This is a genomic window from Acidobacteriota bacterium, from assembly GCA_020845575.1.
Lineage (GTDB): Bacteria > Acidobacteriota > Vicinamibacteria > Vicinamibacterales > Vicinamibacteraceae > Luteitalea.
Genome location: JADLFL010000051.1, coordinates 42918 through 69727 on the forward strand (window position 1 = coordinate 42918; position 26810 = coordinate 69727).

The 26810-nt window shown below is 65.4% G+C and carries 22 protein-coding genes; 16 read left to right on the top strand and 6 right to left on the bottom strand.

Going from position 1 to position 26810, the window contains the following annotated elements; all coding sequences use genetic code 11:
• The first annotated feature begins 12 nt into the window (after window positions 1-12).
• The 6 genes from IT182_14555 to IT182_14580 all read left to right on the top strand — a co-directional run bounded on the left by IT182_14555 (window position 13) and on the right by IT182_14580 (window position 6638).
• On the top strand, window positions 13-615 hold the full coding sequence (locus tag IT182_14555; GenBank protein ID MCC6164568.1) for a transferase: 603 nt from the start codon (window positions 13-15) through the stop codon (window positions 613-615).
• Window positions 616-650: 35 nt separating this feature from the next.
• Complete coding sequence (locus tag IT182_14560) at window positions 651-1754, top strand: DegT/DnrJ/EryC1/StrS family aminotransferase (GenBank protein ID MCC6164569.1); 1104 nt, start codon at window positions 651-653, stop codon at window positions 1752-1754.
• 3 nt (window positions 1755-1757) lie between these two features.
• The gene (locus IT182_14565) at window positions 1758-2633 is read left to right on the top strand and encodes a glycosyltransferase family 2 protein (GenBank protein MCC6164570.1); all 876 of its coding nucleotides are present in this window, start codon (window positions 1758-1760) and stop codon (window positions 2631-2633) included.
• On the top strand, window positions 2630-3865 hold the full coding sequence (locus IT182_14570) for a hypothetical protein (protein MCC6164571.1): 1236 nt from the start codon (window positions 2630-2632) through the stop codon (window positions 3863-3865). Before IT182_14565 ends, IT182_14570 begins: the two co-directional genes overlap by 4 nt.
• Window positions 3866-3930: 65 nt before the next feature.
• Window positions 3931-5667, top strand: coding sequence for a hypothetical protein (locus IT182_14575; protein MCC6164572.1), 1737 nt, complete (start codon window positions 3931-3933; stop codon window positions 5665-5667).
• Window positions 5664-6638, top strand: coding sequence for a hypothetical protein (locus IT182_14580; GenBank protein ID MCC6164573.1), 975 nt, complete (start codon window positions 5664-5666; stop codon window positions 6636-6638). Before IT182_14575 ends, IT182_14580 begins: the two co-directional genes overlap by 4 nt.
• A 12-nt stretch (window positions 6639-6650) precedes the next feature.
• Here IT182_14580 and IT182_14585 read toward each other — a convergent pair whose 3' ends face one another.
• Window positions 6651-7874, bottom strand: a complete 1224-nt coding sequence (locus IT182_14585) for a hypothetical protein (protein MCC6164574.1) — start codon at window positions 7872-7874, stop codon at window positions 6651-6653.
• Window positions 7875-8101: 227 nt separating this feature from the next.
• On the opposite strand from IT182_14585, the gene IT182_14590 reads away from it, so the two are divergent.
• Genes IT182_14590 through IT182_14600 form a run of 3 tightly spaced genes read left to right on the top strand, consistent with a single transcriptional unit; the run spans window position 8102 to window position 11196 of the window.
• Window positions 8102-8962: a glycosyltransferase gene (locus IT182_14590; GenBank protein MCC6164575.1), complete on the top strand. Its 861-nt coding sequence runs from the start codon at window positions 8102-8104 to the stop codon at window positions 8960-8962.
• A 6-nt stretch (window positions 8963-8968) separates the two neighbouring features.
• On the top strand, window positions 8969-9724 hold the full coding sequence (locus IT182_14595; protein MCC6164576.1) for a polysaccharide deacetylase family protein: 756 nt from the start codon (window positions 8969-8971) through the stop codon (window positions 9722-9724).
• A gap of 2 nt (window positions 9725-9726) precedes the next feature.
• Window positions 9727-11196 (top strand): O-antigen ligase family protein, encoded by a 1470-nt coding sequence (locus IT182_14600; GenBank protein MCC6164577.1) that lies wholly within the window; start codon window positions 9727-9729, stop codon window positions 11194-11196.
• Here the strand turns inward: IT182_14600 and IT182_14605 are convergent.
• Window positions 11149-12183 carry a glycosyltransferase family 2 protein gene (locus tag IT182_14605; GenBank protein ID MCC6164578.1) on the bottom strand — a complete coding sequence of 345 codons (1035 nt, stop codon included), beginning with the start codon at window positions 12181-12183 and terminating at the stop codon, window positions 11149-11151. The genes IT182_14600 and IT182_14605 overlap by 48 nt on opposite strands.
• A 9-nt stretch (window positions 12184-12192) precedes the next feature.
• On the opposite strand from IT182_14605, the gene IT182_14610 reads away from it, so the two are divergent.
• Window positions 12193-13821: a lipopolysaccharide biosynthesis protein gene (locus tag IT182_14610; GenBank protein MCC6164579.1), complete on the top strand. Its 1629-nt coding sequence runs from the start codon at window positions 12193-12195 to the stop codon at window positions 13819-13821.
• 10 nt (window positions 13822-13831) lie between these two features.
• Here IT182_14610 and IT182_14615 read toward each other — a convergent pair whose 3' ends face one another.
• Together IT182_14615 and IT182_14620 are read right to left on the bottom strand one after the other, a co-directional pair.
• Window positions 13832-14893 (bottom strand): Gfo/Idh/MocA family oxidoreductase, encoded by a 1062-nt coding sequence (locus tag IT182_14615; GenBank protein ID MCC6164580.1) that lies wholly within the window; start codon window positions 14891-14893, stop codon window positions 13832-13834.
• A 54-nt stretch (window positions 14894-14947) separates the two neighbouring features.
• On the bottom strand, window positions 14948-15661 hold the full coding sequence (locus IT182_14620) for a hypothetical protein (protein MCC6164581.1): 714 nt from the start codon (window positions 15659-15661) through the stop codon (window positions 14948-14950).
• 49 nt (window positions 15662-15710) lie between these two features.
• Here IT182_14620 and prsK point away from each other — a divergent pair, with 49 nt between their 5' ends.
• From prsK to IT182_14635, 3 genes are read left to right on the top strand one after another with little or no spacing between them, the layout of a single operon-like run.
• Window positions 15711-17846: a PEP-CTERM system histidine kinase PrsK gene (gene prsK / locus IT182_14625; protein ID MCC6164582.1), complete on the top strand. Its 2136-nt coding sequence runs from the start codon at window positions 15711-15713 to the stop codon at window positions 17844-17846.
• A 50-nt stretch (window positions 17847-17896) separates the two neighbouring features.
• Window positions 17897-19228, top strand: a complete 1332-nt coding sequence (gene prsR, locus IT182_14630; GenBank protein ID MCC6164583.1) for a PEP-CTERM-box response regulator transcription factor — start codon at window positions 17897-17899, stop codon at window positions 19226-19228.
• Window positions 19225-20052, top strand: a complete 828-nt coding sequence (locus IT182_14635) for an archaeosortase/exosortase family protein (GenBank protein MCC6164584.1) — start codon at window positions 19225-19227, stop codon at window positions 20050-20052. Before prsR ends, IT182_14635 begins: the two co-directional genes overlap by 4 nt.
• 243 nt (window positions 20053-20295) lie before the next feature.
• On the opposite strand, the gene IT182_14640 is transcribed toward IT182_14635, so the two are convergent.
• Window positions 20296-21450 (bottom strand): ATP-binding protein, encoded by a 1155-nt coding sequence (locus IT182_14640; GenBank protein ID MCC6164585.1) that lies wholly within the window; start codon window positions 21448-21450, stop codon window positions 20296-20298.
• 318 nt (window positions 21451-21768) lie between these two features.
• Between IT182_14640 and IT182_14645 the strand changes: the two genes are divergently transcribed.
• Together IT182_14645 and IT182_14650 are read left to right on the top strand one after the other, a co-directional pair.
• Window positions 21769-22476 carry a VPDSG-CTERM sorting domain-containing protein gene (locus IT182_14645; GenBank protein MCC6164586.1) on the top strand — a complete coding sequence of 236 codons (708 nt, stop codon included), beginning with the start codon at window positions 21769-21771 and terminating at the stop codon, window positions 22474-22476.
• Window positions 22477-22751: 275 nt separating this feature from the next.
• On the top strand, window positions 22752-23534 hold the full coding sequence (locus IT182_14650) for a hypothetical protein (GenBank protein ID MCC6164587.1): 783 nt from the start codon (window positions 22752-22754) through the stop codon (window positions 23532-23534).
• Between the two features lie 126 nt (window positions 23535-23660).
• Here IT182_14650 and IT182_14655 read toward each other — a convergent pair whose 3' ends face one another.
• Complete coding sequence (locus tag IT182_14655; protein MCC6164588.1) at window positions 23661-25925, bottom strand: tetratricopeptide repeat protein; 2265 nt, start codon at window positions 25923-25925, stop codon at window positions 23661-23663.
• Window positions 25926-26129: 204 nt separating this feature from the next.
• On the opposite strand from IT182_14655, the gene IT182_14660 reads away from it, so the two are divergent.
• A complete protein-coding gene (locus tag IT182_14660) occupies window positions 26130-26453 on the top strand; it encodes a hypothetical protein (protein ID MCC6164589.1) in 324 nt (107 codons plus the stop codon).
• Window positions 26454-26810 lie beyond the last annotated feature (357 nt).

Consider the following 26810-nt stretch of genomic DNA (forward strand, 5'->3'; position numbering starts at 1 on the left):
ACGAGCAAGGTCATGGCGAACGTCGACCTGGGTCTCGGATGCGAGATCGAAGAGTTCTGCCTCATCGGCGTGCCGCCTCGAGGGCACGCCGAAGGCGAATTGGTCACGCGAATCGGTGATCGCGCCGTGATTCGCTCGCACGCCGTCATCTATGCGGGGAACGTGATCGGGGCGAACTTCCAGACCGGCAACAAGGTCAACATCCGGGAGTCCAACACGATTGGTGCGGACGTCAGCATCGGCACGCTGTCTGTCGTCGAGCATCACGTCAGCATCGGCGATCGCGTGCGCATCCATACGCAGGCCTTCGTACCCGAGTACTCGGTTCTCGAAGACGACTGCTGGATCGGGCCCAACGTCGTGCTGACCAACGCGCGGTATCCGCAGGCCCCTGGCGTCAAGGACTCACTGAAGGGGCCTGTCGTCAGACGCGGCGCGAAGATCGGCGCCAACGCGACGCTGCTGCCGGGCGTCGAGATCGGCGAGGGCGCGGTCGTCGGTGCCGGCGCCGTCGTTGTCCACGATGTCCCGGCGGGCGCCGTTGTCGTCGGCAACCCCGCGCGCATCGTCAATCGCGTGGCCAATCTTCCGTACGCGATGCCGGACCAGGCGTGACCAGGAGTCAATCAATGCCTACCAGCCAGGTGCAACTGCACGTTCCGTTCGTGGACCTCAAAGCCCAGTACGCGTCGATCAAGCCGGAGATCGACGCGGTGATGGCCGAGGTCCTCGCCACCACGGCCTTCATCGGTGGTCCGTTCGTCAAGGCATTCGAGAACGCGTTCGCGCGCTATTGCGGTGTCGATCATTGTGTCGGTGTCGGCAACGGGACGGACTCTCTCGCTCTGGCCCTCCGCGCTGTTGGCGTCGGCCCCGGGGACGAGGTGATTGCTCCCGCGAACAGCTTCATCGCCACGTCCGAAGCCATCACGATGGCAGGCGCGAGCGTGGTGTTCGTGGACATCGATCCGCGTACGTACAACATCGATGTGTCCAGGCTTGAGGAGCGCATCACGCCGCGCACGCGAGCGCTCGTCCCCGTTCATTTGTACGGCCAGCCCGCCGATCTCGAGCCGATCCGCACGATCGCACGCAAGCACGGCTTGTTCGTGATTGCCGACGCGGCCCAGGCCCACGGAGCCTTGTACAAGGGGCAGCCGATCGCCACGTTGGCCGATCTCACGTCCTACAGCTTTTACCCCGGGAAGAATCTCGGAGCTTACGGAGACGCTGGGGCCGTCGTGACCAACGATGAGGAGTGGGCCATTCGAGTGCGGCGCCTGGCCAACCACGGGAGGACGGCGAAGTACGACCACGACGTGGAGGGTGTCAACAGTCGCCTCGACGGACTGCAGGCGGCGGTGCTCGGCGTGAAGCTCCCGCACATGCCGGCCTGGACCGCCGCGCGACGCGCCAATGCGGCGCACTACGACAGGGCTCTTGCCGGCAGTGGTATCGTCACGCCGCGAACGCTCGACGACGTACAGGCCGTCTATCACCTCTACGTGGTGCGCGTTCCTGCGGAGCGTCGCTCCGCGATCCAGGAGACGCTCAAGGGTGCCGGCGTGGAGACGGGCATTCACTACCCGATCGCGTTGCCGCGGCTCGGCGCCTACAGGCACCTCAATCACGAGGCTGATGACTTCCCCGAGTCCGTCAGGGCGTCGAGCGAGATCCTGTCGCTTCCGATGTTCGGTGAATTGACGTCCGGCCAGATTGACCATGTGGTCGCAGCGCTCCGGAATGCGCTCTGAGTCGTGCTTCGCTACGCCGTCGTCACACCTGCCAGAAACGAAAGCGGATACATCGATCACACGCTCGCGTCGATGGCCGGCCAGACGGTTCCGCCGGAGCGCTGGGTTGTCGTGGACGACGGCTCGACCGACGACACCGCGGAACTCGTGCAAGCGTACGCAGACAAGTACTCGTGGATCGAACTGATCCGCCTGCCCGCTGGTCGCCAGCGCACGTTCGCCGCGAAGGTCGGTGCCTTCGATGCGGGTTACGCCAGGCTCGAAGGTCTCGACCTCGACGTTGTTGCGAACCTCGATGCGGATATTTCGTTCGACTCTGACTATTTTGCGTTTCTCCTCGACAAGTTCGCCGAGGATCCCCGTCTCGGAGTCGCCGGCACGCCGTTCGTGGAAGAGGGCGTGCAGTACGACTACCGCTACACCAACGTTGCGCACGTGTCCGGCGCGTGCCAGTTGTTCCGGCGGGAATGCTGGAACGAGATCGGTGGCTACGTTCCCATCGAAGGCGGCGGCATCGACTGGGTGGCCGTGACCACGGCACGGATGCGCGGGTGGACGACGCGGACGTTCACCGAGCGCACGTGCCAGCATCACCGCGCCATGGGCACGGGGGCGAGGCGCGGGCAACTGCGTGCCCTCTATCGCCACGGCCGAAAGGACCATGCGCTTGGCGGACACCCGCTCTGGCAGATGTTCCGGGCCGCGTATCAGATGACAAGGCGACCTTTCCTCACGGGTGGCGGCGCACTCCTTCTCGGGTACGCGTCGGCGTGGCTGACACGCGCTCCCCGTTCCGTGTCGGATGAGCTGATGCGATTCAATCAACAAGAGCAGCTGACCCGCTTGCGAGCGGCACTGCGATTGCCAGGCGGCAAGTGACGAACTCAACTGTGCAGAAGACCGACGGCCCCTCTCTGGCGGAGGGCCCGCGCGGCGATGGTGCCGCAGACCCCGTGTACACGAGCCTCAAGGCCGTCGAGCACTGGGTCGAGGCGCACGACTACATGGCGTACGAGCCGTTCGACGGCTTGTCCTCGCCGTTGCGACGTCTGACCGGCGGCAGCCTGTTTCTGGACCGCCTGCTGATGCAGGCGGTTCGCCAGAGCCCGATCAACCTCCGTCCCTGGATCGGCATCAAGCCGCTGCCGTCAACCAAGGGCCGCGGCTACATGGCTGCCGGCTACATCACCATGTATCAGGTGACTGGTGATGCGTCGTACGCAGAGCGTGCCCGGCAGTGTCTCGACTGGCTCATCGCTCACAAGTCCCCTCGATTCGAGCAGTTCTCGTGGGCGAACCACTTCGACTTCGCGAGTCGCGGCGGCCGCTACTCGAAGGACGAGTCCATCATCGTGTGGACGGCGCTCATCGGCCAGGCCTTCCTTGACGGCTACGAGACTCTAAGGGACGAACGATACCTGGAGATTGCCCGGAGCGCATGCCAGTGGGTTCTCGCCCTGCCCCGTGAGAAAACGGCGACGGGCACCTGTCTCAGCTACCACATGATCGAGCAGGAGTCGATCCACAACGCCAACATGCTGGGCGCTGCCCTGCTCGCGAGAACCGGGGCAATCCTCGGCAGCGCCGAGCACCTGGATGTGGCACGGAGCGCCATGCTCTACAGCTGCAGTCGCCAGCGCGAGGACGGAGCATGGTGGTACGCCGAAGAGGAGAAGTACCACTGGATCGACAATTTCCACACCGGATACAACCTGGACGCACTCGACTGTTACGCTGCCAGTACGGGGAGTGCAGAGTTCGGGCAGGCAGTGCAGCGCGGCCTCCGGTTCTACAAAGACCACTTTTTTGAGGCGAACGGTTGTCCGCGGTACTACCACAACCGAACGCAACCCATCGATTCGCAGTGCGCCGCCCAGTCGATCGAGACACTTTCCAGGTTCGCGCACCGCGACCCTGCGTGCCGCGAGCTGAGCGCGCGAGTCGCCAGGTGGACGATCGACAACATGCAGGACCGAGATGGCCACTTCTACTATCGAGCGTATCCGCTCATCAAGGCAAGGGCTCCGATGCTGCACTGGGCGCAGGCGACAACGTATCGAGCCCTCACGCTGCTGCTGGGAACGCTGCGGCCAGGTAATCTTATCTACTGATGGCAGGTCTCGCTGGAATCATTGGCGATGTGGCTGCGACGAGTCAAGGGACTACAGTCGCAGCGATGCTGCAGTTGATGATCAAGGCGCCGTTTCACGCTGGCGACCAGCTGCGCATGGACGGTGTCCCGGTTGATATCTGCTGGTCAGGCCATGGTGACGCCTTTCCGAATGGACACCCTCTCGTCGTTCGCCGCGACGACGTCGTGGTGGTTGTGGCGGGCCAAGTCTTCGTCGACGAGCCGTTCCACGGGGCTCTGCACTGCGTCCCGTGGGTTGAGCGCCTGTGTCACGCCTGGTGTACAGATGACCGTGCCCGCCTCGAGGCAACGCTGCAGACGTTGAACGGCACGTTCGCGGGAGTCCTTGTCGACCCGAAGACAGGTCGGAGTGCGCTGTTCACGGACAGGTTCGGGATCCAGCGCGTCTTTCTGCAGGACACACGAGCTGGAATTCGTTTCGCGTCGACGGCGAGCGTCCTACTTCAGACGAGCCAGCGCCGAGGTGATTTCGACGAGCAGGGGATTGCGGAGATGCTCCTGTGCGGGTGCACGCTCGGCGTGCAGTCGCTATTCGCAGGTATCACCATCCTTCCTGGTGCAACATTGCTAATCGTCGAGCCTGACGGACGTCAGACTCGGAGGTCCTATTTCGACAGGTCCGCGTGGGAAGCGTCGCAGCCGCTCGACGGTGTGGCTTTCACACGTGAGTACACCGCTGCATTCGAACGCGCCGTCTCCCGTCAGATTGGGGATGCACGTGCGGCACTGTCACTGACGGGCGGCTTGGACTCCCGTATGGTTCTCGCCTCGGCCACCGCCGCGGGGCATGGGCTGCCGTGCTACACGTTCAGCGGACCTTTCAGAGAGCCGTCCGATGTACGCATCGCGCGGACCGTGGCAGCAGTCTGTGGTCAGCCCTTCAGCGTCCTGACCGTCGGGTATGAGTTCGTCACACACGTGGAGGACTGGTTCGAGCGCGCCATCCTGGTGTCCGACGGATACATTGGCCTCTCCGGCGCCGCCGAACTATATGCCAACGACCTGGCGAGGCATGTAGCCCCGGTCAGAATCACGGGCAACTACGGCAGCGAGATCTTGCGTGGCGCGAGAGCGGTTTCGGCCGATGGTGCGCGCGCAGAGGCGTTGTGTCCTGATCTGGTTCCTCGGATACGCGAGGCCGCACAGAGATTCACCGAGCTTGGTTCTGGCCACCCTGTGTCGTTTGCCGCGTTCGAACAAGCTCCGCATCACGGCTATGGTCGGTTTGCCGTGGAGGCCTCAAGAGTCACCCCCCGGTCTCCGTTTCTCGACAACGATCTTCTCGCACTCTCGTATCGCGCACCGATTGGGCTGAACGGAACCACTCTGTCCATTGACACCGTGCGTGCCACTCGGCCCGCGTTGCTCGCTCTGTCGACGGACAGGGGATTGCTGGGCTCAGGGTCGTTACCCAGGCGATGGGCGAGACGCGCATGGGGTGAGGCGTCGTTCAAGGCCGAATACTTGGCGAGTCACGGGATGCCGAACATCGTTACGCGGTTTCCGTGGCTCCGTGATGTGCTGGGCATGGAGAGACGACTGCTGGGACACCACAAGTTCTATCACCTGAGAGCATTGCTCCGTCACGAGATGCAGGACTATGTGCGAGAGACTCTCACTTCGACCGACCTGCCGACATGCGTGAGCCGTGATCGCGTCAGGTCGATGATCAAGGACTTCTACTCCGACCGTAGTAACCACACTTCTATGATTGACAGTCTTCTCACTCTCGTCGTGGCGAGACGGATGCTCCTCCAATGAGGGCGACAACGGCACCAGCCTCGAGGGCCGACCAGGTCGTCGAAGTCAACGATCGCGGCGCACGCGTGTCCCGGCGCGCCATCGGCGTTGGCGAGGGCGTGCACGTGGTGGCGCGTGGGAGACTCGTGCACATCGGCGAGATTGTGGACGAGTTCTGGCAGCCCTCGACCATCATGCCGCCCCACGAGGAAATCCTGACGCTGCTGAGAGCGTCGCCGTGGTGCCCCGACGTGTTCACGTTCGCCGAGCGCCTGCCTCAGCCTCAACGGCGCTACGAGTACCCAGTAGAGTGGGAGTCGCTCGCGGTCGCCGAGTTCGACACGTACCACGCATGGCTTGAGGGGGTGAACCGCAGTGTCCGCAAGCATATCCGCAGGGCCGAGCGCGAGGGCGTCATCGTGAGAGAGACTCCCTTCTCGGAGACGGTCGTCGCGGGAATCCACGCCGTCTACAACGAGGTGCCCGTGCGGCAAGGCCGTCCGTTCTGGCACTACGGAAAAGATCTCGCTACCGTTCGGGCAGACAACGCGACATATCAGGAGCGGAGCACGTTCCTGTCAGCCATGGTTGGTGACGAATTCGTAGGTTTCATTAAGATGGTCGACATAGAACCAGGTGTTTGTGCGCTCATGCAGATCCTGTCCCGCGTATCACACCAGGACATGCGGCCAACCAACGCGCTGTTGGCGAAGGCCGTTGAAGTGAGCGTCGACCGTGGCGTGCGTCAGCTTGTATACGGACACTACGCCTACGGTTCGAAGCAAGAGAGTACTCTCGCAGACTTCAAAGAGAACAATGGCTTCAAGCGCGTGGCCGTGCCGCGCTACTACGTGCCCTTGACGATGCGAGGCACGATCGGCCTACGTCTCGGCTTGCACAAACCCGTCGTCGATCGCCTGCCGTCCGGGCTACGCTCTTCTCTCAGCGCGATTCGGTCCAGATGGCATGCGTCTCGACAGGGCAGCTACTAACTATAACTAACGTCAAGGCACGAAGCGCAGGTTCGAGGGCGCGGTCAGCGTTGTCAGCGGATGAGGATATGTGTACGGCGTGTAGTCTGGCTTCGCACCGACGTTCACGTAGTAGTCTCGGTTCGGTTTGATGTGGACCGCCGACCCGCTGATCACGGTCACACCGAGAGGACTGCCGTTGATCGTGTTACTCCAAATGTACGCTGGTTCGAGAGACTGGGTGGGGTAGGGCGCACTCTCCCAGATGGCAACGTCAGCACCTCTTCCAATTTGGTCGCGACACGGGTACCCGTTCGATTCCGCATTGCCGTCCCAGATCGAGTTGCCATTGCACTGCCCCACTTCTCCCCCCGCGTTGGTGAAGGTCCGAACGTTGTCGAAGTGAATGGTCGGTGCCCCGAAAGTCCCGGTCACGACGTTACCGAAGATCACACCAGTGCCACCGCGGAAGAAGATCGGCCGGTAAATGGACTGCGACACTTGGCGGATGGTATTGTTGTAGACCTCCCATTTGCGGCACGCGCGCGCAAACCCTTGAACGGAATGCGCTTCGAGGTAGGAATCCGTGATCGTGTTGTACCTGAACACGATGCGACCGGCGTACTCGCAGTCGAACGCGTTGTAGAAGGTTGTGAAATTGAACGTGTTGGTTTCCACGAACACGGCTTCGCCGGACCCTAGCCCAAGCGCCTCGAACCAGTGGGTGGTGTTGCGCAAATCAGACGCCCCGACGCCTGCATAGCCATGCACGAGTACGCGCCCGTTCTGGAACTCACAATGATCGATGACACCCCGCGGATGCAGCGTGGGGTTGGTACCCCGTATGTACACGGCAGTGAAGGCCGCGCTGCCACTGAATCGCAAGGCGTGGAGTCGCCAGTCACGGAACGAGCCCACGTTGATACTGCCGCCACCACCGAGCGTCATGCCACTGATTCTGGCGCCATCGGCATCGATCACGAAAAGCGCCTGGCCAAGCGAAACGGCGGTGATGGTGGTGCTCGACTGGCCGGCGCCCGCAATGGAGATCCTCTTGCCGCCAGTGGTTACGGATGCCGACCACGCGCACGCGCCCGCAGGGATACGGACCTCGTCTCCGGTCCGAGCTGTCGAAACCGCGGACTGCACGTCGCTCCTGTTGCAACTGCTAGCCAGATGAGTGGCGGCCTGGCCAGATGCCGGCAGAAGGAACAGTACGGCGGAGATCGGAAGAGAAATCCAAGAAGTCGTGTTCATCGTGTCGCCAGGGGCATCCCGAAATCCCCCCCGAGAACTGCATATGCAAAACACGGGCCGTTCTCGACGTCTACGGGAAGGCTCTACACCTGCGGAGCGAACTGGGCCGCAGTCAGCGGGTCGACAGAATTGTGAGCGAAACGCCCCAACCTCGCCGGACCTCCGAGCACGCCACATCGTCGTCTGCAGAGATCGCAGTCTGCGTCTGTACCTACCGCCGGCCAGACATGTTGGCTGATCTGCTGGATGCCGTCCATGCGCAAGCTCTCGCGGGCGGTCACAGCCTGGAGATCGTGGTCGTCGACAATGACGGGAGCGGATCCGCCGGCGCCCCCGTCAAGGCGTTCCGGACGCGGGCCACATGCCGGGTTCGGTACGTTGTCGAACCGGCCCGCAACATCTCGGTGGCACGCAACACCGCGCTCGCACATACCTCGGCACCGTTGTTGGCGCTCATCGACGACGATGAGCGCCCCTCGGACCTGTGGCTGTCTGCTCTGCTCGGTACGCTCAAGGCCTCGGGTGCTGACGGTGTGCTGGGGCCTGTCGTCCCTGCCTATCCGCAAGGCGCTCCCGCTTGGCTCCGGTCGATCGACAGCACGCAACGACGACGCCTGCGTACGGGGCAGGTTGTCGAGGCTCGCGACGCGCGCACCGGGAACGTGCTCCTGAGACGCGCCACACTCGGAGAACCGCCTTGGTTCCGTCATGAGTTCGGACGCACCGGCGGCGAAGACAGTGACTTCTTCTGCAGACAATTCGCACGCGGCGGCCGTTACGTCTGGTGCGATGAGGCTGTTGTCACAGAGGTCGTCCCACCGGAGCGGTGGACTGTCTCCTATCACGTGCGGCGCGCTTGGCGAACAGGGGCAATCACGGGAAGTGCGCACAGGCGAGGCCTGACGCGGACTCTCGGGCCGAGGCGTCTCGTTCGTGAGTTTGGTTACGCTTGCCTCGGACTGGCGGCGTCGGCGCCGGTCGGGCTCCTCCCACGCACAGTGAGCGTGCGTATCTGGCAAAAAACGGCGTACTCACTCGCGCTGCTGTCGGCCGCTGCCGGTCTGACTTCGGCACCACACCGCGACTGAGCTACCATGCCGACGGTCTTCGACAGAGCGCTTCACGCCTATCGCAGAGGCATCGCGTCGCATGTCTGCCTTCGTATGGCCACGCTTACGCTCGACAGGCCGCTCATCTCGTTCACATTCGACGACTTTCCGACGAACGCCTTCGATGAAGGCGGGAAAATCCTTGCCGCTCACGGGATCGCGGGAACTTACTACGTGAGCCTCGGTCTGCTTGGTACAGTCGCACCGACCGGCCGCATTGTTACGGCCGACAGGCTTCCGGAGCTTCTCGCCGCCGGCCACGAACTCGGGTGCCACACGTACAGTCACCTGCACTCGTGGAGCACCGCACCGGCGGTGTTCGAACGAGACGTGCTTCGCAATCGCTTGGCGTTGAAAGCCCTGGTACCAAGCGCTGTGTTCGAGTCGTTCTCGTATCCCATCTCCGAACCCAGACCAGGGACCAAGATGCGCACGGCACCGCACTTTCGCTGCAGTCGACTCGGGGGGCAGCGCGCCAATGTTGGCAGGCTGGACCTGAACCAGATGTCCGCGTTCTTCTTGGAGAAGACTCGGGGAGACATCGCCCCAATTCGCCGCCTGCTCGATGAGACCGTCGGTGCGCGCGGATGGCTGGTCTTCGCGACCCACGACGTGGCTGAATCGCCAACGCCATTTGGGTGCACGCCGTCGTTCTTCGAGCAGGTCGTCAGATTGTCGCGTGCCTCAGGCGCGAGCATCCTTCCGGTTGCGCGAGCGCTCGACATCGTCTTGCGCGGATAGCCATGCCGCGTCAACTCGCGACCCTGCTCTGTATCGCCCTCATCGCCTTCCTGGTCCGCCGCGCGAGAGATCCGTTCGCTCAAGTGTCGGCAGCGCGCTGGATTGTGTTTGCCTGGGTGTTCCTCGCGGGCTCTCGGTTCCTGTCACACTGGTTGTCGATTGTCGGGCTTCGCTGGTCGGGCGGTGCAACGGCCGCCGACGGCAGTCCGATCGACATGGCGGCGTTCGCTCTGTTGATCATGGCAGCCACGGCCGCTCTGGTCGGTCGCGACATCCGATGGCGCCACCTGCTCGGGAACAACAAGGTTCTACTGGCACTCTACGTGTTCGGGTTGTTCAGCGTCTTCTGGAGTCCGGATCCCATCGTTGCGCTCAAGCGTTGGATCAAGAGTGTGGGAACTCTCTGGATCGCGTGCTTGGTCCTGACGGATCGCCGACCGTGGCAGGCACTGCGATCCGTGGTGGTGCCGCTTGGGCTGGTGTTGCTGCCGTTGTCGATCCTTTTCATCAAGTACTACCCGGAACTGGGGCGGCAGTACCACTCTACCGGTGCGCAGATGATGACCGGTGTTACGATGCAGAAGAACTCGCTCGGTGAGTTATGTATGCTGGTTGGCCTGTATGCGTCGTGGAATCTCCTGCACCTCAGGACCGGCGAGGACGGTCTCGGGCGCAGGCTCCGCTGGCCAGTATGGATGGCGCTGGCCGGCATGATCGGTTGGCTCATGATCATGGCCGACAGCGCGACAGCACTCGTGTGCCTTCTGGCAGGAATCGGCATTCACCTGCTGGCCTGCGTGCCTGCGATCAGACGGCGCCCGGCCAGTCTTGCGGCGGTCCTCTTCGTCGGCACATCAGGCTATCTGATTCTTCAGGCGAGCGTTGACGTGAACACGCTCTTGCTCGAACTCCTGAATCGCCGTCCCGACCTCACCACACGTGTGCCGATGTGGCAGGATATTCTCGCCGTGGCCAGCAACACGCTGACCGGTTTCGGCTGGCAGAGTTTCACGCTGACCCCGCAGCATCACCAGATCTACGACAAGTGGCAGGTTGTGTCCGTACACAATACCTATTTGGATCTCTATCTCAACCTTGGGCTCATCGGGCTTGGTCTCTACTTAGCCGTCTGGCTCACCGGGATGTGGACGAGCGTTCGGATGCTGTCCCTCGAGTATGCCCCAGCCGTACTCCGTATCAGCTTCCTTGTGGTCGTGCTTCTCTACGGGTGGACGGAGACAGTTGATTTGGGGGTGAGCAACATGTATCTCTTACTGCTGCTGGCGACAGTGACTCATGGTTCGATCGAGAAAGCGAAGGAGCAGGGAGGAGTCAGACGCGTGTCTCTGAAGGGACGACATGACTCCGGGACCGCCTTGGTCGGAAGACTGGGTCGGCGCCGCCAGCCCCGCAGACCGTATATGCTACAAGTCCCTGTCGTGCGAGGCGGGTCCGAGCCTGCAAAGGACTGATTCTAGTACGAGCTCGAGCTCGGCCCGAAGGCGCGCGCGACCACGTGACAATCGCGTTGTCATGCCGATGCTGTCGACCAGCATGGCGATTACAGAGTGGTCAGGTGCCACCAAGCGGCCTCCCAGCCGTTCCGCCAGCGATTGCGACGACTCCATGAGCGCAACGTGCGCCGAGTGGAACAATGGATACCAGCGCTGCAGATAGACAAGACTCGCGGCACGTGTGCGAGCACTTGCTTCCATCGCAAGGACGCGTTCGATCTGGCGAGACGAGGATTGGAACTGAGACCTCAAGGCGCGGTCAGAATAGGTGCGCTGGCTCAAGCTGCCGGACGGTCGTCGCCTAATGAACGACCGGGCACCCGGCACGAAATCGACGCGTGTGCTGGCCGCCAGGACTCGTGAAAAGTAGTCGCCATCGTCGTCCATAGACAAGGCCTCGTCCCAAGGACCTGCCAGTTCTGTGAGTTCGCGGCTCACGAGCCACGACTCGACCGCCATCCACGCATTGTCCTCAAATTTGCGAATGTTCCATTCCACCGGCGTGAGCGGCGCCCATAATGAGGTGGCTTCGAACCTGGCTCGGGCGGGGCAGGCGCGGAAGCGACCCCAAGCCGACGACAGGAGCACCCGGGAGCCAGACGCCGCGGCCAACTGCTTGCTCACTTTGTCGCGTGAGAGGATGTCGTCGGCGTCAAGCCACTGGATGAAGTCACCCTGCGCGTGTCGCAAGGCCTCGTTTCGTGCGGCACTGGCGCCGCGGTTGGGCTGCTCGATCACCTTCACGCGACCCGACTCGAATCGGCGCATCACGGCCAGCGTGGAGTCGCTCGAACCGTCGTCGACGGCGATGACTTCAATCCTGGCGTCGCGTTGCGCCAATGCTGACTCCAGAGCGTCGGCAACCCACCGCTCGGCGTTGAACGCCGGTATCAGAATGGAGACTAGCGAGGTCATGTGTGTGGTCAGCTGTGGCGCGACCGACATGGTACGTCATTGGCGTTCCTCGACCTACACGCTTGCCGGCCTCGTGCCGAGCGTTTTCACTGTGGACCTTCGTCGCTCGTGACGAGATCGGATCCAATAACGAGCGTTGGCGAGCCCGGGTCGACGAACGACGGGAGGCGGAGCCTTTCGCAGCTAACGGTATCGGGGGGGGTGGTCACGGCTCTGTCGCAGGGCACGCGTCTGGTTACCACGCTGCTCTCGACCGTCGTCCTGGCGCGTCTGCTATCCGCCGACGATTTTGGCTTGGTCGGTCTTGTTTTCAGTGTGATCAGTTTCCTGCGCGTGTTCAAGGACGCAGGCCTGTCGTCCGCCACCATCCAACGCCAGGGTATTTCGCACGCGCAGGTCTCGAATCTGTTCTGGATCAACACCGGCGTGAGTGCCGCTCTAGGTCTCGTCCTGGTGGTCCTCGGGCCCGTCTTGGCGCGGTTCTACGGTGACAACCGCTTGGTCGGTGTATCCGTAGCCCTGTCCCTCCTGTTCATCCTCGGAGGTACGACCGTGCAGCACCAGGCACTGCTCCGGCGTGACATGCGCTTCGGTACACTGGCTTGGATCGAGACCGCGAGCGCCGTCGTGTCCCTTGTCGTTGGTGTCGCCGCCGCGATGGCGGGGTGGGCGTACTGGGCCCTTGTCGCTTCCACGCTCGCCAACGAGGGTGCCCTGCTCCTGCTCACGTGGGTGGCGTCGGGCTGGCGACCCCAGCGGCCCATGCGGCTGGTAGGCACGAAGCCCCTGCTGTCCTTCGGGGCGAGCATGACGGCTGGTTCGATTCTCTTTGTCGCTTCGCGCACTGTCGACACGCTGCTCATCGGGCGTTTCTATGGCCCTCACGGAGTGGGTATCTACACGAGGGCTCTGCTCCTCTTGATGAGACCGATCGAGCAGCTCTTTACACCAGTGGCTGCCGTTTTCGTGCCGGCACTGTCCAGGCTCCAGTCGGAGCCCGAGCGATACCGCCGTGCCTTCCTACAGTTCTTCGAGACGGTCACGTTGTTGACCCTGCCGGCGGCAGGCATCGGTTTCGCTCTCGCACAGCCCCTGACGCACGTGGTGCTCGGACCGGGATGGGACGAGACTGCGAGGATTCTGGCTGGCTTCACACCGGCGGCAGTTTACCTCCCGCTGGCCTCTCCGTCTGGGTGGCTCCTCGTGAGCCAAGGGCGTGGCCGAGACTACGTGGTGGCCAACGCGGCCATCGCATCCCTCACGATCGCCGCGTTCGTCGCGGGCTTGCCGTTCGGCCCGCTCGGCGTGGCCATGGCATATTCAGCCGCTTCGATACTCGTGATCATGCCGATTCTCTTCTACCTGTGCGGACGGCAAGGTCCGGTGACGACGGCGGATCTCTGGCGCGCGGTCCTGAGACACGCGCCGTTGTGGGCGGTCTCGTACGTCGCCACAGCTGGCGTGAGTGTCACTCTGAACGATCCGGCGTCGATAGGAACGGTCTTCGCGGCCACGCTGTCTGGTTTTGTGGTCACCGGCTTGACGGTGGCGACCGTCCGTCACGATCGCCAGTTGATGAGCAGACTTGCCTGCATGCTCTTCGATTTCGGAAAGAACGCTGCGCGCGCGTTCAGTGGCAGGCACGGCAAGGGCGAGGCCTCTGCTTAGCCGAATGCGATCAGTACCCTACGCCGAGAGGCACACCCTCGGGTACGTATCGGAGCCGCACTTCGTGCTTGGTGGCGGAGGCCTGATAGATGGCGATGACGAGTTCGAGCGACTTTCTTCCTTCTAGACCATCCAACATTGCCCGTCGCTTCTCGCGAATGCATTCCAGGACGTCGCTGTAGAACGCCATGTGACCGAAGCCGTACACTGTCGGTGGATTCTGCGACCACTCGTCAGGCCGCTCGTCGTCGGGACTGGCTTCTGAGAAGTTCCATGTGTCGACCCGGTTGACGGCGAAACCACCAATGACCACCGACCCGTGCTCACCAAGCACCGACACGCTGCCCTCCAGATCCCGTGGCCTCGCGGTCGTCGTCGCTTCGGCGACGCCAAGCGCACCGCTCCGGAACCGCAGGATCGCAAGCCCAACGTCCTCGACCTCTATGTTGGCGAGTCGGGTCGCCGTGTAGGCCTGAACGCTCTCGACGGGTCCCATGAGCCACTGCAACAGGTCCACATGATGGCTCGCCTGGTTCGCGAACACGCCCCCGTCGTCCTTCCACGTGCCGCGCCACGCGTCCTGGTCGTAGTACTCCTGCGTCCGACACCAACGAACACGAACCGTTCCGAGCGTGAGCTTCCCGAAGCGGCCGCGTTCGAGCGCATGCTTCACCTTCACCACCGGACGGTTGTAGCGGTTCTGCTGCACGACGAACAGCCCAACGCCGGCTCTGTCGCACGTGTCGATCATTCGATCGGCATCGTCGAGAGTCAGCGCCATCGGCTTCTCGACGACGACGTTGCCCGCATAAGGCACGACATCGCACGCCACCCGCGCATGGGCGCCCGAGTGCGTCAGCACAGACACGACGTCGGGCCGGAGCGCCTTAACCATCTCCATGTGATCGAAAAAAGCCGTCGCTCCGCTTGCAGCAGCGGCCGCCGCCACTCGGTCGGGACGCGAGTCGCACACGCCGATAACCTGAAATCCGGCATGCGCGGTCAACACCTCAATATGGCGCTTGGAGATGCGCCCGCACCCAACGAGCGCACACGTCAGCCGATCCGCCATCATTTCTCCTGTTGCGGCGGGCTCGCAGATGCCGACCTCGACAACCGAGTGCCGTCAGCGACTGCGTCCCGCAACGACGATCTTGCCTCCATCCGTCAGGAACGGAAGCACACGGACGCGATAGTATTGCAACTTCAACCACTGCTCCGTGACGTTCTGCATCCCGTGCCACGTTCTGGTCCACGTTTCGACCGAGACTTGGTTCGCGACAGGTTCGCAACGCACGACGACGCCGGCCGGCTCAAGCGTCGCGCGGTACACCACCGTGGAACGTCGACTCCGAAACAGCGGCGTGACAACGGTCACGGACCGAATCCCGTTCGCCTCAAGATACGCACGGACATCGCGAGCGGCGTTGAGCGAGATCGGTTCGACTTCGCGAATCGGGATGAACTCCATCTCACCCAGGCGCGCGATCTGCCCCATCACCTCCGCAATACCCTGCGCAACGCGATTGAGTCCACCGTCGCGTTCATCCCTACGAATCGGCACGAGTACTCGCGGCGCCACTCCCTGACTCCTGAGAATGCGTGCGCGCTCGAACAGCAGGTAGTCCGGGTCGAAGTTCTCGATGATGATCGCGTCGCTCGGCGCGGCGTCTGGCGTGCAGACGAGACTGGCGCCGATCGTCCTCTCGATGCGCGGTGCGAAGAGCCAGAGGACGACGCACGCCAGCACGAGGACGGTCAGACGCAGCGTCCACGTCGTCGTCCAGCGCTCGACTCGGCGAACGAAGTAGCGGGTCCAATGGCGCGGAGTGTCGGGCACGTCGGTCGATTGTACCGGGCAGGCTCCGTGCTCCGGTCTCGGTACTGACGTGAACGGAACCCTTTACATTCCGATCGTGGCCGCCCTCGGAGCAGGGGGCCTCGCCGTCGCGAGCGTCGTCCGGAAGGCGCCCTCCGTCGCAACGTGGGCCTTCGCCCTCGGGATGCTCACGCTCGCGGCGGACGCCGCGGCCACGGGACTCGCGCTCCGCGCCGCCACTATCGGCGACCTCGTCGCCTGGCTCGCGCTCGGCATGCTGGCCAAGGCCGCCCTGCCGGCCGTCTGGCTCGCCTTCAGCCTCACCTACGCCCGCGCCGATCCGCGCGCGTCGCTGCGCGCCAGCGGGCTGCCGCTCCTCCTCCTCGCGATCGTGCCGATCGGCGTACTCCTGACAGCGCCGTCGAGCCTCCTTGCGGTCGTCCCGCCAGACGAGACAGGCGGACGCGTGCTTCTGTACTCGGGAGGCGCGGGTCGCCTCTTCCACGCAACCATCCTGCTCGGGTTCGTCCTCGCGCTGATGAACCTCGAACAGACGTTCAGGGCGTCGATCGGCACCATGCGCTGGCGCGTGAAGTACGTGGTGCTCGGGCTCGGCGTCATCTTCGGCGCCTACATCTTCGTCCGCATCCAGGCCATCCTCTACCCCACCTACGACCCGGCATTGGCCGGCGTCGAGAGCAGCGCGCTTCTGGTCGGCTGCGTGTTCCTCGTCATCGCCTACACACGCGACGGACTGGGCGGCTTCGACGTCCACCCCTCGCGCGCGGTCCTCCGGTCGTCGGTCACCGTGCTCCTCGTCGGCGGTTACCTGTTCGTCGTCGGCGTGCTCGCGCAGGCTGCGCGGCAGTTCGGTGGCGGCGAGAGCTTCCAACTCCAGGCGTTCGTGGTGCTGGTCGGCATGGCAGGTCTCGCCGTACTGCTGCTGTCCGACAGGCTGCGCCAGCGCCTGCACGCCTTCGTCGGCCGCCACTTCGGCAAGTCGCAGCACGATTCCACACGCCTGTGGACGGACCTGTCGCGCAACCTCGCCGCCGCCACCGACGAGCGCAGCCTGTGTACGGCGAGCGCCACGCTCGTCGCCAACGCGTTCGAGGTGCTGTCGGTCTCCATCTGGCGCACCGACGATGCGCGGGGCACGCTCCACCCCGTTGCCTCGACGGCATCGTCTGCAGCGACGGGTGACGCGGGATCCGTCGCCATCGCCTGGAATCGCTCCGACGCGCTCGGCACGATGAACGGCCCCCTCGATCTCGACGCGGCATCGGGCGCCACCGCCGACGCCCTTCGCACGCACGTGCCGAGCAATTTCGCCAACGGAGGCCGCCGGTGGGCCGTACCGCTGCGGTCGGGCGAGACGACCAGCGGCTTCGTCGTGCTCGCCGATCGCGTCAACGGCGCGCCGTGGACGACCGAAGAGCGCGAACTGCTCCAGTGCATGGCCGACCAGCTTGCCGCCGCGCTGGACAACGTGCGCCTGGGCGACGAGGTGGCGCGGGCCCGAGAGCTCGACGCCTTCAGGACGATGTCGGCGTTCTTCGTCCACGACCTGAAGAACGCCACCAACTCGCTGAACCTGATGCTGAAGAACCTGCCGGTGCACTTCGACGACCCGGCGTTCCGCGCCGACGCCCTGCGCGCGATCGGCAACACCGTGACGCGCATCGACGGCATGATCGCGCGCCTCGGCGCCCTCCGGCAGCAGCCCGGCCTCCAGGTGGCGCCCGTGGCGCCCGCGGCGCTCGTCGAGGACGCGGCCGTCGAGCTGCAGGGGAGCGACGTGGCGCTGCACTGCGCCGTACCGGCCGACATGCCGATGATCAGGGGAGACCGCGACCAGCTTGTCAGCGTCGTGGCCAATCTGCTGTTGACCGCGCGCGACGCCATCGGCGCCCGCGCGGGGGCGCGCCCGGGCGACGGGCGCATCGACGTGCGGAGCCGCGTGGACGGTGGACGGGTGGTGCTCGAAGTCGAGGACAATGGGTGCGGGATGAGTCCGGCGTTCCTCCGCGACGGCCTCTTCCGGCCGTTCCAGAGCACGAAATCGAAGGGTCTGGGCATCGGGATGTTCCAGGCGCGGCAGGTGATCGAGCAGCACGGCGGCTCGATCCACGTGGAGAGCCAGCAGGGGATCGGTACGACGGTGCGCATCAGCCTGCCCGTCTTCGCGGAGGATCACGCAGCGTGAGCAAGCCCCCCATCCTCGTCGTCGACGATGACGAGGACATCAGGACGCAGATGAAGTGGGCGCTGGCGGCCGACTACGAGGTCGCCATGGCCGGCGATCGCGCGTCGGCGATGGCCGCCTTCGGCGCGTCGCGTCCGCTCGTCACGCTGCTCGACCTGGGCCTGCCGCCTTCGCCGAACAGTCCCGACGAGGGGCTCGCCACGCTGTCGGGCATCCTCGTGCTCGATCGCCAGGCGAAGGTCGTCATCGTGTCGGGGCAGGGCGAGAAGGAGAACGCGCTGCGCGCCGTCGGCGCCGGGGCGTGGGACTTCCTCACCAAGCCCGTGGACACCGACGATCTCTCGCGCGTGCTCGCGCGCGGCGTGTACGTGGCGCGGCTCGAACGCGAGTTCCGTGCCATGCAGGACGAGGCGCGCGCCGAGACGTTCGAGGACATGCTGGGCACGAGCGAGCCGATGCAGGCCGTGTTCGCGTTCGTGCGCAAGGTGGCGACCACGAGCGCGCCGGTGCTGATCCTCGGGGAGAACGGCACCGGCAAGGAGATGGTTGCGCGAGCACTCCATCGGCGCAGCCGGCCGAAGGACGCGCCGTTTGTCGCCATCAACTGCGGGGCGATTCCGGAGGCGTTGCTCGAGAGCGAATTGTTCGGCCACGAGCGCGGTGCCTTCACCGGTGCGCACGCGATGCGCAAGGGGCTCGTGGAGACGGCCAACGGCGGCACGCTGTTCCTCGACGAGATCGGCGAGCTCTCGATGCCGCTCCAGGTGAAGCTGCTGCGGTTCCTCCAGGAGAAGACGTTCCAGCGCGTGGGCGGACGCACGGAAATCCAGAGCGACGCACGCGTGGTGGCGGCCACCAACGTGAACCTTCAGGAGTCGGTGGCGGCGGGACGGTTTCGCGAGGACCTGTACTTCAGGCTCGCCGTGCTCGTCGTCCGCCTGCCGGCGCTGCGCGAACGTGGAGATGATGTGGCGGTGATCGCGCGGGAGTTCCTGCGGCGTTTCGGCACGCAGCACACGCGATCGGGACTCACGTTCTCGGCCGACGCGATCCGCGCGCTGCACGAGCACGCGTGGACGGGCAACGTCCGCGAACTGCAGAACCGCGTGCAGCGTGCGGTCATCATGGCCGACGGCAAGCGCGTGACGGCGCGCGACCTCGAACTGGGCGAGGGTGGTGCCGCGTGCCCCACGCTGCGCGAGGCGCGCGAGCGGGTGGAACGCGAGCTCGTGCAGGACGCGCTGCGCCGCAACAACGGCAAGATCACACCCGCGGCGCTGGAACTGGGGATCAGCCGGCCCACCTTCTACGAACTGATGGACAAGCTCGCGATCCCGCGTGGTGCCGACGGGCGGGCCGACGGAGAGGAGCGGCCCGCGTGATTCCGTACGGCATCCTGCTGACGCTGGCGTTCGTGGTGCCGCTGTCGCGCCTCGCCGTCCACGCGTGGACGTACGACCTGCACTCGCACATCCTGCTCGTGCCGTTCGTCTCGGCGTTCCTGCTGCACGACAGGCGGGAGACGCTGCCGTCGCGCGGGCCGTCGGCGACGCGACTGGCGGGCGTGGCTGCCGCGATCGGCATGCTGGCGCTGGCCGTTGCGTGGCGCACCACGCTCAGCCACAACGACATGCTGGCGGCGTATGCGTGCGCGTACGTGTGCCTGCTTGCCGCGGGCGGCTTCCACTTCTTCGGCGCGGCCTGGATGAAGGCGGCGGCCTTCCCTGCCGCGTTCCTGTTCCTCCTCATGCCGTTGCCCGACGCGATCGTCGACGTGCTCGAGCGCGCGTCGATGGTGGCCTCGTCGGAAGCGGCGGCGATGTACTTCGCGCTGGCAGGCACGCCGCTCGTGCGGGAGGGGACGCTGTTCGAGCTGCCGACGATCACGCTGCAGGTGGCGCGCGAGTGCAGCGGCATCAGGTCGAGCTGGATGCTGTTCATCACGAGCCTCGTCGCGTCGAACATGTTCCTGGCCAGCCCGTGGCGGCGCGTGGTGCTGGTGCTGTTCGTGATCCCGCTGGGCATCCTGCGCAACGGCTTCCGGGTGTTCGTGCTGGGGATGCTGTGCGTCCACATCGGCCCGCACATGATCGACACCGCCATCCACCACCAGGGCGGGCCGATCTTCTTCGCGCTGTCGCTGGTCCCGTTCCTCGGGATGCTGTGGTGGCTCCAGCGCGGCGACCGCCGGACCTACGGCCGGTAGGGTCGGCCCTCCGGATTCACCGGGCGGTCAGCTGCTTATGGCCGGCGCGGGAGGTGGTGCCGGGGGCGCTCCTGGTCCGCCATCCGGAGATCCGCTGCTCCGGCGCGGGACTCCGTGCAAGGCGTGGGGACCCCCAGCCCCACGCCTGTGACTCGCCTGCGCAACGGATCTCGTGACTCCTGACGGATGGCTCCACAAGTCGCGCCCCCCGGCACCACCTCCCGCGCTCAGCGCTCCATGCTCCTACCCTGAAAACAGCGGTGTTCCGGCGGCGAGATCGACGAGCGGGACGGCTTCCACGCGGTCGGTCAGGGGGAATCGCTTCTCTCCCGGATAGAGCACGACGACGCGCTCGAGGCCCAGGTCGTCGAGGGCGATGCGGATCGAGGGCGTGACGCGTGGCGTGTCGGTGCGCTTGCACTCGACGCCGACGAGGGTGCTGCCGCGTCGCAGCACGAGATCCATCTCCGCACCCTGATGGGTTGCCCAGAAATACGCATCGTCGTGGGGCTCGGTGGCGAGGACCTGCTCGACGGCGAACCCCTCCCACGATGCGCCCGCCTTCGGGTGCGCGAGTAACTCCTGCATGGATGCGACGCCGAGCAACTGGTGCAGCAGGCCGCTGTCGCGCACGTACACCTTCGGCGCCTTGACCTGCCGCTTGCGCAGGTTGGCGTGGAAGGGCTGGAGCTGCCTGACCATGTAGCCGTCGGTCAGCAAGTCCAGGTACCGGCGCGCCGCCGGTTCGCTGACGTCGAGCGCCCGCGCCGGATCGGTGGCCTTCCACGTCTGCCCGTGGTAGTGCGCCACCATCGTCCAGAAGCGGCGCAGGGCGATGGCCGACGTGCGGACGCCCCACTGCGGGAAGTCGCGCTCGAGCAGCGTCTGGACGAAACTCGCGCGCCACGCGAGACTCGTCGGCTCGTCGCGGGCGAGGAACGCGCGCGGAAAGCCGCCGCGCAACCAGAGCGATGACGCGGCGTCCGCTCCCGCTTCTCGCAGGGTGAACCCGCCCATCGTGACCCACTCCAGTCGTCCGGCGAGACTCTCCGACGACTGGCGCAGCAGATCACCAGCCGCCGAGCCCAGGATCAGGAACCGGGCCCGGTTGTCGTCGCGGTCGACGAGGACGCGAAGGACGGGAAAGATGTCGGGCCGGCGTTGCACCTCGTCGATGACGATGAGGCCTGACAGACTGCTCAGGGCCGTCATGGGTTCGCTGAGACGGGAGAGGCCGAGCGGATCCTCGAGGTCGAAGTAGCTGACCGAGGTCGGCGCGACGAACTGGCGAGCGAGCGTCGTCTTGCCACACTGGCGCGGTCCTGCCAGGAGCACGACAGGGCTGCGCGAGAGCGCGATCTGCACGGCCGCGGTCAGGTCGTGACGCGAGAGCACCAGACACGATACCATGAAAAACGAAGTTCTCATGTTCGATTTTCATGGTCTATTGGCGGGCGCGAGCTTCGCGTTGATGCGCTGCGTCGCGCCGTGGGCCTCCTCGCTGCCGCCGAATTCCTACCCCACGGCGAAGACGCTTCGTCGGAGGCCTTTACGGTTTCGGATCCGCGCTCGTCGTCACCGCTTCTTCACTGGCGACACAAACCATGCATTCCCAACAGTTTGCGGCCTTCAAGCATCGATGAACCCTGGCGGCAGAGCTTTTGCTTTCTGAAGTGGGCACGACGCAAGCCTGCTGCTTGCAAGGAGATTCCGACAATGAAGATGTTCCGTTTTTCGACCATGGCGCTCGCGGCCACTGCGGCGGTCGCCCTCACGGTCGCGCCTGCTGCGGCTGACCAGATCGCGACCTCCGCGGGTTCGTACCAGACCGGCAGTGGAGGCGAGTTCACATTCACGGCGGTCGGTGGGTGGCTTGACACGTCGAGCTATTCGTCCTACACGCACTCGGGGAATTCCTTCCAGACGTTCTGCATCGAGGCGGGGGAGAATGTCACCCTCGGTAACACGTACAACGCTCAACTGAACACGCACGCCATGTATGGAGGCCAGCCGGCTCCTGGCGACGAACTCTCCCAGGGAACCGGGTGGCTCTATTCGCTCTTCGCGACCGGGAATTTGACTGGCTACAACTACACGGGGAGTGTGGCTGACCGGAAGAATTCAGCAGGCCTGCTCCAGCAGACGCTGTGGTGGCTCGAGGGTGAGACCAACAGCGGTGGGGCGAGCAATGTGTTCGGCTTGGCGGTCATCAGTCAGTTCGGTAGTGCGGCCGCCGCTATGGGTGGTTCATCCACGACCTACGGTGTCATGGCCGTGAACCTCTGGACGGGAAACGACCCGAGCCAGAGCAGGGCACAGGACGGTCTGTTCTACCGTAGTGTTCCCGACGGTGGCGCGACGCTGGCGCTCCTCGGTGGCGCGCTGATGGCGCTCGGTGCCGCTCGTCGTCGATTCATGAACTAGCTGGAGTCGGCCAACCGGCCGCTTCCGTCCGCAGGATCCGAAAGGGCCGACACGCACGTGTCGGCCCTTTCGGCATTTCAGGCGCCGCTCCCCGTCGGTGAAGTTTACGGTTCAGCTTCGGTCGCCGATGAAGCCCGCCGTTGACGCTTTCCGCCCCGATGCGTGTCGGCCCTTCGATATCAACAACTTACGAACGACTCAGTTGTGTCGACAACGCGACATGTGTCGTTGGCACGACATGCGCTTATGGATGAGCCAGGAGATCGCAGAACTTCATGTCCATTTCGCACTCGTTCGCCCGTACCGCCCGCCTGAGTCTTGCCGCCGCCGCCGTGTTCACGGCCGCCTCCGTCACGCCGGCCTTCGCCGGCCCCATCGGCGACAAGGGCACCATCCAGGTCACGCGCCAGAGCGGCTACTACAAGGGCGCTGGCGGCGAGTTCACCGTCTACGGCTACAACGGCGCCCTCGACAACTCGGGCTATTCCGACAAGGCCAGCGACATCGGCAAGTTCGACCCGAGCTTCCAGACGTTCTGCCTGGAGTCGAGCGAGGCCGCCGTCGCCAAGACCAACTTCGAGATCGGGTCGGCCGCCAAGCCGGGTGGAGCCGGGGCCCAGGGTGGCCAGGACCCCATCTCGCAGGGCACCGCCTGGCTGTACAGCCAGTTCGCCACGGGTGATCTCGCCGACTACTTCGACGACCCCAAGAAGCGCGCCGACAACGCACTGCTCCTCCAGCAGGCCATCTGGTGGCTCGAAGGCGAGGACGGCAACAAGGACAAGATGTCGAACGCCTACTATGCCCTCGCCGTGAACTTCTTCGGCGGCAAGTCCACCGCGGAGGCAAACGCGACGGCAGGGCAGTTCGACGTCTACGTGCTGAACAACACCTACGTGCAGGGGACGGGCAAGAAGGCGAAGACCAGGACCGCTCAGGACTTCCTGTACTTTGCCGGCACGCCCACGGTCAGCACGCCCGACGGCGGCGCGACGCTCGCGCTGCTCGGCGGCGCCCTGATGGCGCTCGGCGCGATCCGTCGACGCTTCACGCGCTGACGTCCCACGTCGCATCGAACAACAGGAAGGGCCGGACGCACGTCCGGCCCTTCCTGTTTCAGGGGAGGGTGTCCGGCGCCGCCCGTCGGAATCAATCCGGCGGCGACACGGCCTGCGGGCGCTCCGTCAATCAAGCGTGCCGAGCAGCTTGCGAGCCTCCGCGGCGCCGTCGAAGTCGGACTTCAGGCGCAGCGCTTCGGTGAGCGCCCGCTTCGCGCCGGCCTTGTCGCCCGTCTGCGCGAGGGCCTGACCAAGGCGGAAATGGAAGCCCGGGCTCTGCGGCTGCTTCTCGATCGCCAGGCGCAGTGGCGGGATGGCCAGTGACGGCAGCTCCTTCTTCAGGTACACGAACCCGAGCGTGTCGTTGACCTCCGGATGCTCCGGGAGTTCCGCCTTGGCGGCCTGCGCGAGCGCGAGCGCCTTGTCGAGATTCTCGCCACGGCTGGCGTACATCCACGCCAGGTTGTTGGCCGCCACGGCGGCGCGCGGGTTGGCTTCCACCAGCCGCTCGTACCGCTGCTGCGCCTCGCTCTCCTTGCCCTGTCCCTGCAGAATCAACGCCGCCATCGTCTGAGCGCCGACGGCGTTGGGCTGCTTCGCGATGAGCCTGTCGAACTCGGCCACCGCCGCGTCGGGCTTCCGCTGCGCCACGTAGACCCGCGCGAGCGCGCTGTACGCTTCGAAATTCGACGAGTCCGTCTCGATGGCCCGCTTGAGGAACGACTCGGCCCCCGCCAGATCGCCCGTGGCCGCCCATGTCGTGCCCGCCAGCGCGAGGAGGCTGCTCGTGGGCGTGCCCTTGTCGAGCCGCGCCTGCACGCGTTCGCGCGCGGCCGGACCCTTGCCGTCCTGGACGTCCATCGACACCAGCGACATCAACGGCTCCATCAGCCCCGGGTTGAGCGTGAGGGCCCGATCGAAGGCCGTGCGCGCCCCGGCCCTGTCCTTCCGCGCCAGCGCCACCAGGCCCGCCTGATTGTGAACCTGCGCCACGTTGGGGAATTCCTTCAACAGCCCCTGCGTGACCGACGATGAGCGATCCAGATCGCCGCGCCCGAGCAGCGCCCGCGCGAGCACGAGCTGCGCCGTCACGTTACCGGGCTGCGCCTGCACCACCTGCTCGGCCAGCTGCGTGGCGGCGGGCAGCGCGTTGCGCTGCATCTCGACCATCGCGAGCCGCACCTGCGCGCCCGCCGCGCGGGGATTCAGCTTGAGCACCTCGTTGTACGCGGCTGCCGCCGCGTCGAGGTCGCGTCGCGCCTCCTGCACCGAGCCGAGCAGGAACTGCGCGTCGATGGCCGTGGCATCCTGCGCCACGGCCGCCTGCGCGTCGGTGAGCGCCTCCTCGGGCTTGCCGCCCGCGAGCAGGAGCCGCCCCCGCACGACGCGCGCGGCGCCGAGCGTCGGCGCCTTCGCCACGACCTCGCCGATCGTCTTCAATGCCTCGTCGCGCTTGCCCTCGGCAAACTGCACGTCGGCGAGGCGCGCCTGCGCGAGAGCCCAGTAGCGCTCGTCCTTGCTCATCTCCGCGAGCACGGCCTTGGCATCGTCGGGACGACGCGTGCCGAGGTAGTAGTCCACGAGCCCCAGCGTGGCCGCCGGCGTCTTCATGATCTCGGCCACCTTCTTCAGGTGGGGTTCCGCCTCGGGCGCGCGGTTGGACTGGAGGTAGAACACGGCCAGCGCGCGATGCGCGAGCAGGTGCTCGCCGTCGAGTGCGAGCGCCGCCTTGAACGCGCTCTCGGCGTCGGCGGCACGGCCGCTGCTCCAGAGGAACTGGCCGAGCGCCACCTGCGCGGCCACCGACTTCGGATCGGTCTCCACGGCGCCGCGGAACGAGGCTTCGGCACCCTTCAGGTCACCCTTGGCGGCCTGGATCGCGCCGAGGTTCGTCTCGATGCTGGCGCGCGGGTCGATGCTCAGCGCCTCCTGCATCTCCTTCAGGGCACCATCGAGGTCCGTCAGGCTCGCGAGCGCGTTGGCCCGCACGACAAGGGCGTCGACGTTCTTCGGGTCGATCGCGAGCGCCTTGTCGGCGCGGGCGCGGGCGTCCTCGAATCGCCGCGCGAGGCCGAGGAGCGTCGCCGCCTTGACCTGGGTGTCGACGTCGTTGGGGAGCAGATCCGCCGCGCGCACGTACTCGGCCAGTGCGCCGGCGCCGTTGCCCTGCTTCATGTAGGCCTCGGCGAGCTTCAGCCGCGCGGGCCCGAGCAACTCGTCCTTCTGGACGGCGTTCCTGTATTCGAGTACGGCCGCCGCGACGTCGCCCTTCTCCATGGCGGCATCGCCACGTTCCATGTAGGACTGGGCCGAACGGGAACAGCCAGCGAGCGTGGCGGCAAGTACTGCCGCGCCGAGCGTCATGCCGACGCGATGGGAGACTGCAGTCAAGGGGAGAACCTCCGTATCGAGGATCTTAATCGGCTTCTGAGCGGCAGCGCTGCAGACGTCGGTCGTCCGATGCGCCGCCCGGTGCCCGGTCATTTCAGCTTTCCCGCCCTGCGCCGATTCCCTCCCTGCCAGCGTTCGGGCGTGGGGTCGGATGTGTCCGGGCCCAGGAACGGAACCCGGGCCGGCGGCAATCCAAGGAGACGCGTGTCCGTGCATACCGTGCTGTTCTACGTCAAACACGACAACGAGGTGCCGGTGCTGGTGCCCATCGAGGTGTTGTCGCGTGAACCTGACGTGCAGGGCCACTTGCAGCTGGCCGAGCCGCTCGAGATCGACAAGACAGTGGTGAGGACCGTGCCGCTGGCGCGGTGCTACGAGTACGACCCGTATCTGGCGCACGCCGTGCAGGCGTATGCCGCGCAGGTCACGACGCTGGTGCGCGTGTCGCAGAGCGTCATCGAAGGCCTGGCCATTCCCATCACCCCTCCCGCCGGGGCGATCGCGACGACAGGGACGTCAGTGCACTGAAAATGCCGCGATGCCGGGAATGCCGGGAATGACGAAGGACCAGACGTGAAGGGCCCCACGGGCGCGCCCCCTGCGCACCCGTGAGGCCCTTCATTGGTCCTGCTGAGACTGCACACGAGCCGCCCACGAACGATCACGGGATGCGGCGATGCCAGCGCCTGCCTGTACGGTTTTCGCACCCCGTTGACCCGGCGCAGTCTCGGCGTGGCTTCTTTCAAGGCGCGTGCCACGCGCGTGCGCCCCGATCCGGCCGTCGAGTGTGCCCGGGCGTGGTCAGCCGTACCGGCGGGGGGGGGGCCCCCACCGCCGGTACGGCTGACCACGCCCGGGCACACTCGACGGCCGGATCGGGGCGCA

Excerpts from the sequence above, each read along its gene's own strand:
- IT182_14555 (MCC6164568.1), top strand. The coding sequence starts at position 13 with ATGGCGAACGTCGACCTGGGTCTCGGATGCGAGATCGAAGAGTTCTGC.
- IT182_14575 (MCC6164572.1), top strand. The coding sequence starts at position 3,931 with ATGCTGCAGTTGATGATCAAGGCGCCGTTTCACGCTGGCGACCAGCTG.
- IT182_14580 (MCC6164573.1), top strand. The coding sequence starts at position 5,664 with ATGAGGGCGACAACGGCACCAGCCTCGAGGGCCGACCAGGTCGTCGAA.
- IT182_14585 (MCC6164574.1), bottom strand. The coding sequence starts at position 7,874 with ATGAACACGACTTCTTGGATTTCTCTTCCGATCTCCGCCGTACTGTTC.
- IT182_14590 (MCC6164575.1), top strand. The coding sequence starts at position 8,102 with ATGTTGGCTGATCTGCTGGATGCCGTCCATGCGCAAGCTCTCGCGGGC.
- IT182_14595 (MCC6164576.1), top strand. The coding sequence starts at position 8,969 with ATGCCGACGGTCTTCGACAGAGCGCTTCACGCCTATCGCAGAGGCATC.
- IT182_14600 (MCC6164577.1), top strand. The coding sequence starts at position 9,727 with ATGCCGCGTCAACTCGCGACCCTGCTCTGTATCGCCCTCATCGCCTTC.
- IT182_14605 (MCC6164578.1), bottom strand. The coding sequence starts at position 12,183 with ATGTCGGTCGCGCCACAGCTGACCACACACATGACCTCGCTAGTCTCC.
- IT182_14615 (MCC6164580.1), bottom strand. The coding sequence starts at position 14,893 with ATGGCGGATCGGCTGACGTGTGCGCTCGTTGGGTGCGGGCGCATCTCC.
- prsR (MCC6164583.1), top strand. The coding sequence starts at position 17,897 with ATGAAGTGGGCGCTGGCGGCCGACTACGAGGTCGCCATGGCCGGCGAT.
- IT182_14645 (MCC6164586.1), top strand. The coding sequence starts at position 21,769 with ATGAAGATGTTCCGTTTTTCGACCATGGCGCTCGCGGCCACTGCGGCG.
- IT182_14650 (MCC6164587.1), top strand. The coding sequence starts at position 22,752 with ATGTCCATTTCGCACTCGTTCGCCCGTACCGCCCGCCTGAGTCTTGCC.